The 14,090-nt window shown below is 40.0% G+C and carries 8 protein-coding genes; 2 read left to right on the top strand and 6 right to left on the bottom strand.

Features of this window, described 5'->3' with window-relative positions:
- Positions 1-18: 18 nt before the first annotated feature.
- Together IDJ75_RS11365 and IDJ75_RS11370 are read right to left on the bottom strand one after the other, a co-directional pair.
- Positions 19-1,326, bottom strand: a complete 1,308-nt coding sequence (locus IDJ75_RS11365) for a TlpA family protein disulfide reductase (protein WP_191175739.1) — start codon at positions 1,324-1,326, stop codon at positions 19-21.
- A 271-nt stretch (positions 1,327-1,597) separates the two neighbouring features.
- Positions 1,598-1,879 (bottom strand): hypothetical protein, encoded by a 282-nt coding sequence (locus tag IDJ75_RS11370; protein ID WP_191175740.1) that lies wholly within the window; start codon positions 1,877-1,879, stop codon positions 1,598-1,600.
- Between the two features lie 331 nt (positions 1,880-2,210).
- Here IDJ75_RS11370 and IDJ75_RS11375 point away from each other — a divergent pair, with 331 nt between their 5' ends.
- Together IDJ75_RS11375 and IDJ75_RS21490 are read left to right on the top strand one after the other, a co-directional pair.
- A complete protein-coding gene (locus IDJ75_RS11375) occupies positions 2,211-2,435 on the top strand; it encodes a helix-turn-helix domain-containing protein (RefSeq protein ID WP_191175741.1) in 225 nt (74 codons plus the stop codon).
- A gap of 194 nt (positions 2,436-2,629) precedes the next feature.
- On the top strand, positions 2,630-2,854 hold the full coding sequence (locus IDJ75_RS21490) for a helix-turn-helix domain-containing protein (protein WP_191175742.1): 225 nt from the start codon (positions 2,630-2,632) through the stop codon (positions 2,852-2,854).
- A gap of 328 nt (positions 2,855-3,182) precedes the next feature.
- Here IDJ75_RS21490 and IDJ75_RS11385 read toward each other — a convergent pair whose 3' ends face one another.
- From IDJ75_RS11385 to IDJ75_RS11400, 4 genes are read right to left on the bottom strand one after another with little or no spacing between them, the layout of a single operon-like run.
- Complete coding sequence (locus tag IDJ75_RS11385; protein WP_191175743.1) at positions 3,183-8,717, bottom strand: DEAD/DEAH box helicase; 5,535 nt, start codon at positions 8,715-8,717, stop codon at positions 3,183-3,185.
- Positions 8,714-9,763 (bottom strand): hypothetical protein, encoded by a 1,050-nt coding sequence (locus tag IDJ75_RS11390; protein ID WP_191175744.1) that lies wholly within the window; start codon positions 9,761-9,763, stop codon positions 8,714-8,716. The genes IDJ75_RS11385 and IDJ75_RS11390 overlap by 4 nt, the downstream gene beginning before the upstream one ends.
- Entirely contained in the window at positions 9,760-12,612 is a 2,853-nt protein-coding gene (locus IDJ75_RS11395; RefSeq protein WP_191175745.1) for a hypothetical protein, read from the bottom strand. The genes IDJ75_RS11390 and IDJ75_RS11395 overlap by 4 nt, the downstream gene beginning before the upstream one ends.
- Positions 12,593-13,807 carry a Druantia anti-phage system protein DruA gene (locus IDJ75_RS11400; protein WP_191175746.1) on the bottom strand — a complete coding sequence of 405 codons (1,215 nt, stop codon included), beginning with the start codon at positions 13,805-13,807 and terminating at the stop codon, positions 12,593-12,595. The genes IDJ75_RS11395 and IDJ75_RS11400 overlap by 20 nt, the downstream gene beginning before the upstream one ends.
- Positions 13,808-14,090 lie beyond the last annotated feature (283 nt).

Raw genomic sequence — 14,090 nt, forward strand, 5'->3', positions numbered from 1 at the left:
TTTGGGTTAATTGGATACCTACTCAGCTTCTTGAGGCTTGTCGCTGATCACGAGGATGTCGATGTCACCGGTTTTTTCCACGATCCGCAAATCATAATTTGCAAGGGCCTTATTTAAGGAGGCTACATTACTCATATTTGCTTCCAGCTTAATGTCGATCGCCCCTTTAATCCCGGTTTCGTCGACAAGGGGGATTGGAGACAGTGAAAAAAAGTAGTTGTCGAGTTCCCAGTAAAACCTGGTGAAATTTTGGTAATGCAGCGTCATCCCGAATTGGTCTTGTATCCATTCTTGTTCCCCGCCAGTTGATTTAAGCTTGTCCACTGTGGAGGTTCGCTGCAGGGCGAGATATCTCCTGGTTTGCTTTTGAACCGTCGCTTCGTAGTCAGGAAAGAGCCTCCTGAGGTCTTCCTTAAAAATTGAAAATTTGTGTTTTGCCATTTTTGCTGGCAAGAACAGATCATAGCAAAAACTATTCTTTTTGAACCATTCCATAACGGGCTCATTGGCATGGCACATAATGATCATGGAATCTTTAGAAAGTACCTGTACACGGTTTCGGTTGAACCTGCCCTTGTCCCGGTAGGCGAGCTGGAACAATGTCAAAGGCTCGCCGTTTACCATGGTTACTTTTTCCATTTTATTACTGTCGGCAAGCGGCATATACCAGCCCAGAGGAAGACCCGGTGTGTACCCTGCAATTAAAGAGTGGTAAATAAATGCGGATCCTTCACCGCCATTCGCGCCGACGAATAGGGGCTTGTCCCGTTTATAAGGAACTCTGATGTCGGTTTTAACGGATAGGTCTATATTTTTTTTGGCCAGCAGATCTTTTATGTTTTCTGCAGTAACACTCTTTTCGTCTGTAATTGCTGCAACGATGCCGTTAGGGTCTATCCATACATAGTGGGGCAGGGAAAAATGAGGAAAGAGTTTTCGAAGTTCAACGTCGCCGGCAACCTCAGGAAGTTCGTTTTTAAGGGGCCGGTTCCTATTATAACGCGCCAGGAAAGAAGTTACAATCTTTTCTGATTGCGAGGTGACGGGTATAAACTGGATACTTCCAGCGAATTGCGTTTGAAGGGAATCCATTTTAGAAATCATGCCGACGCACGGAGAGCACCAGGTCGCCCAGAAATCGAGGATTACGATTTTTCCTTTAAAGGCCGATAATTTAGGAGGAGTGCTTTTGTGATTTATTGTATTAATAGTGAAATTTGGCACCTGATCGCCGATCTTCAGGCCTGCCGGAGGCGGCATATTTGTTTGGGCTTTGATCAATCCGCAGAATAAGTTGATTGCTGATAAAATGATATATTTTTTCATTGAATGCGTTTAAATAGTTTCAGCATAAAACCGGCAACCAAGCATTCAATAATGCCACGGACAGCGGACTGTCCAGTGATTTTAGCTGAATTAACTGATCTCATTTCAGGTTTTAATCGCTTTGGAAAAGGCAATAAGAAGCCTGGAAGCCGGTTTTTAGCTTCGATTTATGATGTTAAATAATTGGAAAATGGGGTAGCCTAAGTGACTGAGAAATGGTTCGCTTTACTCACCAGGTGAGATCAGCAGAACCCATGATTGAACAGCATGGTTATTCACGATCGTCTCCTTCCTGCGGCCCTGGGATGGCTGCATTAGCTTCGTGTAGTTGATGTGTAGCAGTAATAAGGTCGATCAGGTGATCAAAGAATTTCGCGACCTCTTCATCAGATAGGTCTGCTTTGATATTACAATCCCGGGTTACCCAGCATTGAAAAAATTTCCAGAAAAGCACCTTCGTTTCTTCAGGCGTGTGCGCCTTGAAAAACTTTTCCATCACTTGCTTAAAAGTGAGGCTTGAGGTAAAATTTGGTTGTATAATGACCGCTTCCATTTTCTTGTTTTCTGGCAAGTTGGTCCATTGAAGTAAGGCGTGGAACTCAACTTACCGCCTTAGAGGTACTGGTATACCCGGAAACGGATAAGTGAGCCCACGCCTATGACGTGAGCATTTCACTCATCTCCCGCTTCCTTCTAAAATTACCAGTTTTCTAAGGCGAGATTTATGTGCGAACGCTTCTTAATTTTCTGAAGAATCGCAAATTAACTTAATTATCATAGAACATTGTTAACTCATATTCAAATATAACATTTTATTTTTAAATACGGTTGAATTCAACCGTGAAATATTTGTAAAAAAACTTTCTCTTTAAAAAAAATCGCCATTGAAAGATTACTCAGTTTTAAAGGGAAAATTTGGTTTGCATGTTAAGCAAATTAGAGAAACAAAAGGATATAGTCTAATTGAAGTTGATCGTCGATGCGAATTGGATGAAAGTAATATATCTAAGATTGAAAATGGAAAAATAAATATTCAGTTATCGACAATATTTGAATTAGCAAAGGGATTAGGAGTGGAGCCTAAAGATTTACTCGACTTCCATATTTAATCAAATTAAGTTTGTTTTCACTGCGATCGATATTAGAAGCCAAAGTACTACTACAGCCAAGCCGAAATAAAATTGTTCTTTTTTCATCAATAAATTAAAGTCCTATTTCACAGCTAAGATAAAAACTGTTGGGTTAAAGCCCAACAGTTTTTTTCTTTAAAACAGTCAACTTTCCGCAGTTCTCCCGATCTGCAATGGCAAGTGAAAATCATACAGCTCATTTAATTAAATTCGGCATCCATTTGCAAACAATTCGCAAATCTAAAAATCTGTCTTTACGTAAGTTGGCCGCTAAATGTAATATAGATCACGCTGATATTCAACAATATGAAAAGGGCTTAATAAATATGTCCTTCAATTCGCTTATTGAATTGTCCGAAGGATTAGAAGTTTCATTGAAAGATTTGATGGATTTTTGATTACGGGAAATTGAAAGGCAATAAAGTTAATGCTATTAGCCTCTGTATTGCATGGGAAAAAAATGACTTGCTTTACACCTTCCTTTCGTTGATAATGTTCAGTTATCCTTCATTGATAGTGTAAGTTTAAATGCATACGCTTGAGGCGCTCGCCGAAGAGATGGCCGTTTTCCATCAGTGTTACCGATTATTAGACAAGCTTGGGAATGAATCTATGCAATCAACGCAGACTTATGCCAGACTATACTTGATCCTGTAAGGAACTCGTTGGAAAAAGCAACGCAAACCATGTTTAAATAATTTGTGTAACAACGCTTTACGTCCTTTCTTATTCAAGATTAATTTTTTCGGTGACCCATTGTGTTGCAGAAGGCAGATTATTTCTAATAAGATATTCGTCAACTGTTATGACCTCTATTGTTGTACTGCTATTCAGTATTGCGAGGGCGGCCTTACTTAATGGAATGGTAGGCGTTAATGGATTGGAAACACTTATAGCGAATTCTTGCCCATTCGATTTTAATGCATGAATCACATTCTCGTCGTTGTCTTGCCCCGGTAGTCCTATTTTAAAAATCACATCGCCTAAACTATTTCGGTTTAAGTCTTCCAACAAGTCTACAATCGCGCGTTTGATACGGTTCTTGTCAAGTGCAGGTAATGCCCCTGTTAAGATGAACTTAACAAAGTCAATACCAATATATCGGTCAAGCATTCTATGCTCAAACTTATTCTTGAAGGCCCTCAAACATCGATAGCATGATGCGTCACATTGTTCTTGACAGGATTGCATGATTTCCAAAGCTCGTGCGAATAACTCAGGACCTTGGTCTACCAGTTGAGACGAGAACCCTGCACCTCCAGGCAATGTATCGTATAAGAAAATCTCCACCATTTCTCCAGTTCTGCCACTTGCATTTGTAGTAAGGGCAGGACGATATTCAGCCATTATGTCGCTCTGCTCGATTTCAAGAATTTGCGAAGCAGCTTTTGATAAAGCTTCACAAACCGTTCTTAAAGCAACATTTGTAGTATAGGCACCTGGCGATAAGCTAATTGCAGGACCAAGATTAATAGAGAAAAGACAAATATCTGTTATAAAGTCCGTTCCCAAAACAATTTTGGAACGCAAACCACCTGGACAATTGGGGTTTTCATCCGGGAATGGTTTTGGGTGTTCACCATTTAGTGTGCCAGTAAAAGTTGCTTCAGATTCTATTCGTCCACAACGAACGCAATATTGATAAGCTTCTCTGTTCGGTCCAGTATTTGAAACAAGGAGATGCGTTCGAACATTTAATCCACTAATGCGATCATTAACTTTTCTCCACTTATCAGGATCAGGGAACGGCATATAAAGCTTAGCTCTTGTAGCGTAGCTCACTTCCGGCATACCATCAGGTGTTGTTTCCTCTGCTACATCGACGGGATGTGCAAAACCTGGTGGGCGCAACCAAACAAATGGTTGCTCTAATTCCTCTCCACAAGCATCACAACAAGAAACTTCACGTCGCTTCGCAGAATCATAATCCTCCGTTTTAGCAAAGCCACAATTTAAGCATTCGTAATAAAGTTTCCGCTTTTTCCAAGCTTCAGAAAGCTCGCCTCGAATTGGCGAATAAATTGCCCCGGATGTGTAACATTTATTGGATACCCAAACCTGTTTTCCAGGAGCGTATTGTGACAAGGCAATAGGAAGTCCTTGCGATGGGACAAATTTAAAGGCCGTTTTATATGGCGTGGATTTATTTTCGTCAAAAATATAAAAAGTTGCGACATCGGTAGGAAAAGCATATCTGGGAAGTTTCCCTCGATACAATAATCTGTCAAGTAAGCCATCACCTAGATTCATCTTTCCTAAATCTATTTGATCCTCCGCTTCGCCATCATTCTCTTCGCCGTTTTCAATCTGCACCTCTGGGACTAATTGATTTCGAACAAGTTCGTAGTCAATGCTTTCGTCAATTGCTTCAATACTGTCCTGGATGAAGTTAGATAGAATCTCGTTTTTGTCTTTACTATTCAATTCGATAGGAATCCAAGAACGGATTTGTTCTCGTAAGGCATATTCGTTTTTAATAAGCCAGGACGAAAAATCATTTCTATTCAACGTTGTGTTATCGACAATGAAGTCTCTTACCGTACCTAACACCGAAAATAAATTAGCTTTGTGATGCGAGGGAAGAAAGCGAGGTATTTTATGTTGGTGATATTTTTGCAATAAGAATGCTCGAACATGTCTCCTTGTAATATCGATATTATTCAGGGTGATTATTGGATCAACGACGGCACCAGAGATCATTTCTTGCGGACGTGAAAAGTAATGTTCGTCATGGCTATCGACACTTCCATAAGCGATTACGGTTGCCACAGCGTTACCGCGTCGTCCTGCACGTCCAGAACGCTGTTGATAGTTGGCCCGACCAGGCGGCATGTTTCTAAGTGCTACTCCTGATAAAGCACCTATGTCGATACCAACCTCCATTGTGGTGGTGCTTGAAAGAATATCTATGGCGCAAGTATTGTTTTTTCCGTTATTCCATTCAACATTTATATCTTGGAAAAGTAATTCGTTTTCCTCCCCTTTTGAAAACACATCTTCACTTTGTGGTGAGTTTAGTTGTGCTGTATGCTCAGCTGAGACAAGAGCCATCGGCACAGTCGGTGGGTCTGAGAAAATCCCTTTAACTGGAAAACGATAGTAGCCTTTCCTAGCCATAAATACTGGATTGTCGTCTGGGCTGAGTTGTTCAATGGACTGGCTATTACAATCTAAACAATGTTGAACAGTCTCTATCGGTCTGTGGACAGAAGAACATGTACTACAACGAACCCAAGCGGCGCTGAAGTCTAGGGAAAGGTTTTTCCCTGACATTCTAAAAATTCCACCGAGTTCATCTGCTAAATTTTTCAATTCAGGTAGCCATTGAGCGTCAAAGATGCGCTTTCCTGATGCCCCTATAAGGCGTTCTACTGATTTAAAGTTCCCTTTATGACCACGTACACCATGCCTGCTATTTCCTTCAGCAGGCCTCCACCACGTCGGAGGCATGCCTTTAATCCAATAGCCCGGTCCTTGCCAACATCTGATCCAAAAATTGGCTAAAGCAATTTTAGTTTCGTTAGTTGTTGCAATCAATGCGATTGATGGTAAGGCAATTATTTTATCTTCAAACTCCTTTTTCAAACAGATTGAGGCAAGTGCAAGCGGCTCTAGACCGGTAAAACGATCATATAACGCGCTGACAATTTCTTTTAATAGCGATTCCGGTGCTTCTTCTGAGCGATACTTAGCGTAGAACTGAAAAAAGCGCATCTGATTATCAAGGACACCGTTTTCAATTTCGCTACGAATGCGTTGATCTGTAGTGAAAAAGTTATGGCTGCTCGGAAGTTCTGGCCGAAGCCTCAATTGAAACTTATTTGCACCAATCAGCACAGCTAAGTAAGCATCGTCCAGGCACAGGTTTTCAGCAATTAAAGGATTACTAGCCATTACACTGAATCCCCAAAGCATAAGAGGCCTTACAGAATCCCTTAGTGAATACATTTGTAAGTTTGGTGCTAGCTTTGCGGCCACTTGGCGCGAGTCCGAGAAAATAAGCACTTTTCTACCTCTAAGAGGGGCAAAACGAGTTGCTGGCACAGAACTAGGCGGCTGAATTTGGATTTGCCTTGAGAGAAGTGCCAAAAATGGTTGATCACCTTTTGTCTGATGATCCTGTACTGCACTTTCTCTTGATCCGCCGCCTTTTGTGCAGATAGGACATTTAACAAACATCCCCAATGTTTCTACAGAATCTTCTACTCCATCGTTTTCATCGTCCTGTCCATCTAAAGATTGACGTTCTCTTCTGATATATACTTTACGGTAATTAGTTCCTAAATCGTTCGGATTTAATCGACCTGTTTTTATATCCAGATAAGCTATTTCGGTTCTATCTTCACGCACAGGTATTTCAAGTAATAAATCAAGAGGAAATAAATCTGTAATTCTAGAACCAATTAAGCGAATATTATTCCCAGGTTCTGCCCAAAGGGAACTTGGGCTTTCAATGTTATCAGTATATGTACGTAGATGTGCGGTACCACAATTCCGGCAGGTGAAAAGTTCAAAAACACGCGCTCCGCACTCACATCGTGACCTTGGCTGACTATATACTTTTCCACAAATATTCGATTTGTTTCCTAATTCAACTTCGCTGCAATTTGGATCAATACAAGCCCAAAGACCCGGTAATCCCCGGAAGAACGAATGGATACGGCACGGTAAAAGTCCAGCTTCATCTTTAGATGGTTTAGCCAAACTTCCTAACGCAAGCAAAATTGCAACGGCCCTGTCAGCGACAAAGTGTTCAACATCAGGGAAAATCTCAGTCCCTAACGTATCAATTGGGGTGGCTTGCCCCATTGTGACATTTATTAATTTAGTCAGCGGTGCGTAGTCCTTTAACGCTTCATAAAGAGATTCTTCGGCATTCTCCCTTGAGCTAACATTTCGGGTTTCTAAGAAGCCTCCTACATATCTCACCCGGTCGCCATCAACACTTTCATAAAACTTTTCCAGATCTATTTTAAATAAAAGAGCCGCTTCTGCACCGGCATCATAATCATTAACTTCTTTGTATTTATAGCTGCCGGTGATTGGTATGAATGTATCTTGGGGAACTCCTGATAATTCACTTGCAAACTTTAAAGCATACTCATGGTCCTGAAAACTCGCAGTTGCGCAGATTACTTGAAAGCGGCTTTCTGGGATATTCAACCTTGTTCGCAATCTCCGAAGGAGAAGGCCAACTTCCGCACCAGACGCTCCGCGATATAAGTGTGCTTCATCAATTACAATAAGGAACTTTTGATCAGGATTATCTGCTAACCATTGCGATGTTTGCTCGAAGATGGTCTGCTCAATTGGACGCATAAGCATATACTCTAACATCGAGTAATTTGTAATCAGCAAATCTGGGGCTGAGGTTTGTATTTCTTGCCTTGTAACGAGTTCGGAATCCTCCGGCAGGGTCACAGCCCTTAAGAATTCGCCCGATGAATCCTGCCACCGCGAGTTTTTTGCGCCAAACCAAGCTGAGATGCTAGGCTTAGCTGGCCATTTACCGCGCTTCTTAAGCTCGGTCAAAAGTTTAATGGCTTTTTGTTTTATTTCTGGATTTTCATCAGAAGTAGCCTGTTCTATAGACACGTAGAATTCTTCAAAAGACTTTAAACGCTTTTGATCTTTTTTGGCATCGCGAATACCTGGATATGGCGTCCTGCTGGTATACCTAGCAAAAGTGGGAATACGACCGGCTTTTTCTTTGAAGAACGATTTCAGTCTTGGATCTTGAAATAAGTTTCGGACCCTTCCTAATTGATCGTTGACCAAAGCATTCATCGGATAAAGAATTAAGGCTCGGACGCCATTGGCTTTGAAACCCTCTTTATAATCAGAAGCTTCTAATGCTAACTTACCGATAATTGGAAGTAAGAACGACTCTGTTTTACCTGAGCCGGTACCGGTCATTATCATTAAGTTTTTTTGTTTAACCAAAACACCTTCAACAGATTGCAACTGATGCTTATAAGGAGGGTCAAATATTATTCTTTCATGGCTATCGGAAGATTTCGATAGGGATTCAAAAAGTTCAATGACTGAAGTAGCTAAATTAGGGATATCAGAAAATTTATTGCCACTCACATATCTGGGCGTTGACTCAATATAGGGTTTTTGATGAATAACCCCTATTGCATTCAGAAGGTCCTTCCGTTGAGCTACAAGGGCAGGATTACTGATATGATATGTTGCTTCTATATAATCGGAAAGCGCTGAGTGCAACTCGGCGATGTTTTGGGTAACTGATGATGTCATTGTGTTATCTCTTTTTTTCTAAGCCATAAATAATCGTACAAAAAGGCTTCTTCTGTGAGGGTTTCTTGTTTAGGAATTTCGTATGAAAATAAACAATTTTTTTTCTTCGCTACGCTTCCTAAGACTAACAATCGTCGCTCGGCCCACAATGGGATGGGTGAGTAAAAATTAAAAATACAATTTTGCCCATCGATTTGAATTGTAAATTCCTGGGGCTGATGCTGAACTTTGTCAATAGCCATCTGTAGTAACCAAGCGACATCACATTGCCTTTGAGGAATACCATTAAGCCGTACTGGAATATCAATGAACCTTTTTAGTTTGCCATTCTCTGTTTCGACATAGCACCAATATTTGGGTCCATATTGTTGCGGCCTTCTTGCAATATATCTGCCGGTTTGTGTGGTAGGTGATACCCATCTACCTTTATCAAGCAACGTGATTTCGGAAATATGGTCGCTGGACGGTGAAGACATTAACCATTTGTCAAACTGCTCAAGATAGTCCTCCGCAGTTGATTTTCGCGGAAGTTTTAACCACAACGATTCACTTATTTGTGAAAGTCCGAAGTTGCTTAGCGTTTCAGAAAGTTTTTCTTGATCATTTGGTATAATAATGCGTTTACAACCGTCATACTTAATTCGATCAAGCAGTAATGGTATAGGTAAATTCCCATCTGGGCCGATGCCGACTATAAAGGCATTACCATTAGGCCTTATCACAAATGAAGGTGGTGCAGCAAATATCCAAGTGCTTTTAACGTTAACGTCAGAACTAATTACGTCACTAAGTTCAAGTAAGTCACCACTGACAAGAAGAAGATTTACAATTCGCTCAACGTCATCCAGTGCTGAATCATCGAAAAGAAACTTAAGCGCTTGTTGGCTTTCATTTACTAATGTTGTGATAGAACATGGGCATTTGTAGCTTGCAACTCGTCGTAAGCAATTGGCAATAATAGTCTCGTGAGTGTACTGTGACTCGGGTAGATGCCACGCTTCCTCTGCTGATCGCAAAACCTCGTTGCTTGTTATTTCTTTTATCATTGCCATCCTGTAGGTAATAAAAGTGGGTAATTTCGATTCGGATCAATATACTTTGCGGTTGCAAGGACAACAAATCTGCAACTGCGTAAAATAGTTTTATTGGATAGTAGAACATTCAGCATTTCTGAAAATTGTTCTTCTTTAGTTCCTGCGTAAGACAAAGGCCGCGATGCGAGTTCTAAGGCGAAAGAAACCAAACTATCTGAATGGCAGACATTACAACGTTTGAGCACTCCATTTAACCAATCCGCCATCTCTGATAAATTGATTTCTTTACTGTCATTTCCCAAAAGCTTATATCTCAATATATTTTGCACACTTGTGTTACCTAAGAAGTGCGACAGCTTTTCAATAGAGCCTGCTATATCATTGTCATTGATAAACTCTTTTTCTGCTCTGGCCCAGTTAGTGCCGCATAGGTGTGAGAAAAGCTTAATTGTAGCGGCTTCGATTACTTTTTGCTGATGGTGTTGAGCTAAAAAGCCCGATGACCTCGCTGTAAACCATGTATTGATAAATGAAAGGTAACCAGGAATATTCAAAGCCTCATTTGAAATTAGTTTCGGACTAATAGATAAGGCTTCAAACCCTTGCAAACGATCTGAATGGCTTATAACAATACTACAATTGTGTTCGCCACGTCGTGCAAAGAAAAGTCCATTCCTTAATTGGGTGCTTTTTAATTGTGAAAAATTTTCAGTTGAAATATCCCGTTTGACTTCCGGCTCATTTAAATCGCAATATAATATTTTAAGAGGCTCATCGCAGTCAGTCTCGTCTATAAGCTTGAGGTTGGGAACACGGTCAACTGATTTATACAACCATCCGATAGGTGCCGCCTTTCTAAGAAAGATAATGTCTTTATAACCTAAGTCTTCGCATAGTATACGCAGCCGAAGCTTGTGTGAGTAAATAAGATTGTCATCCTTGTTAGCTTGTTCACATGCTTTTTTCAATTCACTATCATGAAAAGGAAATTGTATAGATTTTGAAGAAATCGTTCGGACAATTTCTTTACCAACAAAAAAATCTAGTTGAAAGATGATTGATCGGTTCTTTGGCCCAAATACTTTTACTTGAATTTTGCCTGTAAGGAGCGCATCTAAATCATCAGTGTGAGGGTCTAATCGAAAGGTAAGTCCATTGTGTAAAGTTGTGCCTTGAATCCAGCCTTCTGGCTCTCTTATTTCAAGGTGCACATAACACTCTGTATTTTTTGTGACAGAAGACTGGGAAATTGCTTCGATTTTAAGCATATGCGAACCACACGGTAATGGATCAAGTCTAATAAAAGTGGGAGATCCGGAAACTTTCCCCTTAATTGTCAATTGATAAGATCCTAAACTGATGTGAAACTCATCAATTGGATAATCTCCTAGTATGCCCAGGCATATTGATTCAGTTGTCAGCCATTCACCTGACCCACTACCATCCCATGATTGTGCAGGCAGCCCAGTTGGCCATACCCTGATACTTTTTTGTATATAAACACCTAAGTTTAATAGTATTTTCTCATCAACCTCAGGAAGGTTATCTGGGATAGTAAGTTTTTTTGCATGAATACCTTTACATTCAATATCGCAATCAGATAGCAATTCGCTTTCTGGCCAGCCATTATTTTCAGAAACAATTAAATACTCTTCGCAAGCCCAGACGTTCTTATTTTGAACTTCTATGGCCTGACCATCTACGTTCAGATGAAATAACCAAGGCCCTTTAGAGATATTAATACTCCGCGTAAGTTCAGAAAGAGAAGCTATTTTACTTTCAAAATTGAGCAGTGTTCCACCTAGAGGCCATTCTGATAATTTTCTTATAAATGACGCTCCCAACAAGACCTCCGCAGGCAACCAAGTGCTATTCACACCATTAATCTTAACACGCGATTTTTTTAGTTGTTCTGTTACCGATGCATCGTCAATGATATCAGCAAGGCGAGGTATCTCTATAGTAGCCACCCAATTATTTCCATTATTGTGCAAACGGATTTTGGGCTTGACCGATTTTTTACTTGATTCTACAGGGCGATATGAAGATTCATTGTTGTTTTTTATTTTACTATTGCTGTTTGCGCCATATATTCTTGGTTTAATTTCCCGTCGAACACCTTGTATTAATTCCTTAGCGTTCTGCTTTTGTTCAATATCCTCTGTAATTCTCTTGAGTGTGGAACTATAAATATTATCGTCTAAAGAAGCTTCGCCTTTTTCAGCTAATAACGCTAAAGCAATTCGACCAACAAGCTCTTCATGTTGCAAAAAATTCAGAAACCTCGAAGAAGAAAAGCTATAAGCAAATCTTGCTAGTAATTTACCTACATCAATAGCATTTTTATGTTGTGAAGTGTTTAATGTATAACGTGATAGGAATAAAAGTTTTGCGAAATGATATTGTAAGTCCTGAGGTAAAATAGCATGAGTAATCGGCCAAGCAATTATTGGAAAATTTTTAGCCCATGTGCCCGTTGGTAAAACGCCGTTGAATCTTCGTTGAAATTCTTTAAAGGCCCAACGAATAATTTCTCTGTGTGACTGTTCCCAGTAACGCAGCTTATCTTCAAAAGATATCCAATATTGATCTCCTATATATTCATATCCTAATTCCGTAGAGTAAATAACCCATAACAGCCAATAAGATTTGTTGATGCCATTAAGACGATGATCATCCGCTAAGCGGCTCGAAATAATCTTTAACTGCGCTGGCTTAAGACCATGTTCAATTGCGAAGACCGATATACTTTTTTCTTTTCTATTTTTTGAAAGAACAGTAAAATGAGCAACAAGCATTTGTTGCCATTCAGCTAATGACTTTGTAGCTGCATCAGATATGCTAAGCTGTTCTAATTGCATTAAGTTTCACTTGGCTTAAGCCGTTCATTTGTGGCCGTGGTGAATTCAATATAAGATCTTTAATGCTCGAAACCTTCCAAAGCTTATACTCTGGTCTTGAAATTGCACGAGGGATTACCCACCGTTTTACCGCCTGTGCCGCAACTTCATTCACTGTCAAAAGAGACTTTATGTTAGGTTTACCTTTACCTGATCGCAAAATTTCGATTGCATTTTCTGCCAGGGGACATATAAAAACTTCCCGACCTACACCGTGTTTCAACAAGTCTTCTCGAAAACCTAATGCATCTAATGCAGCTCTCGCAGTTCTCAGTCGCCAGTTTGGCCCGTCACCGAATTGATGCAAATCGGCATACGAATGACCAATCGCTCTAAGGTATTCTCGCATATCTGAAAAGATATTTTCTGGAATATGAAAGTGCCCCCATCCTTTAGTGTAGCCAATTGGTTTTAAGTATTCTCGTCCTTCTAATTTTATTCGATTATATACAGACGACTTTCCCATAGAGGATGAGGTTGTAACTGCTAAAAGTCGAGCTCCTTTCTCTTCGCCCGAAATAATTCCTTTAGAGTTGCCGTATTCTGATTTAAAGTCATCGTATAATTCTTTAGTTCTTAATAAACTAGCGATCAATTTTCCTCCTAAAAGTAAATTGTAGGGAGGGATTGCTCCTAACACATAGGCATCTAAAATATTTACTAGGCGTTGACCTCTGTCTTTTGCTGTCCATCCAATGAAATTGTCTCTGACAGATAGATTAAATACTGGATCACCTATGGCAATTAGGCCAATAAGTTTTTCATTATTTCGATCCCAAACCAGATATCGGAGGCGACGCCCAAACCCATTTGAGACTGGCACGGACCATGTTAATGATGCCAAGCGAAATAGCTTTGCTTCCCAGCCATTCCCACGGACTCTTATTAGTACGGGTGATATTAATTCTGGTACAACTTCATCTCCATTAGCAAAATATTGTATTAGTCCGGATAAATTCTCATCAATGAAGGCTTTATTAGCTTTTATACGTTCAATACGTTGGGCAGAATGTAAGTTTCTGATTATTTGTTTGTCGGATGACGGAAGCGCTAAATTTCCATCATGTGTTTTTTCGAAGCCTAGTTTTTTTAAATGCTGGCGAATTTTACGTTTCAGTCTAGATTTTGCGGTAAGGGCTTCGATAATTTTTGTCATTCAATTTCAACTTGTGAGCTAATCTATAAATATTCCGTGTCTTAAGATAAGTTTTTGATTCGTGAAGCATTATCATTAAGCCAACAATTATTCGGTATTGTGCTTGAAATAGGTAGGCTTTAGAAAATCCATACCTTTAATGGTAACTTCGAAATAATTTCGTTTGCCGCGTCATTTTGGTTATTTTGATATAATAACTCTACCGTTTCCTCTAAAGACTATGCGGCGAACTACTTTTTCGTTTGAAATATTCCATCAGCCTCACGCTTTTAATTTATCGGAA

Source organism: Mucilaginibacter rigui, assembly GCF_014773275.1.
In the GTDB taxonomy this organism is placed as follows: Bacteria; Bacteroidota; Bacteroidia; order Sphingobacteriales; family Sphingobacteriaceae; genus Mucilaginibacter; species Mucilaginibacter rigui_A.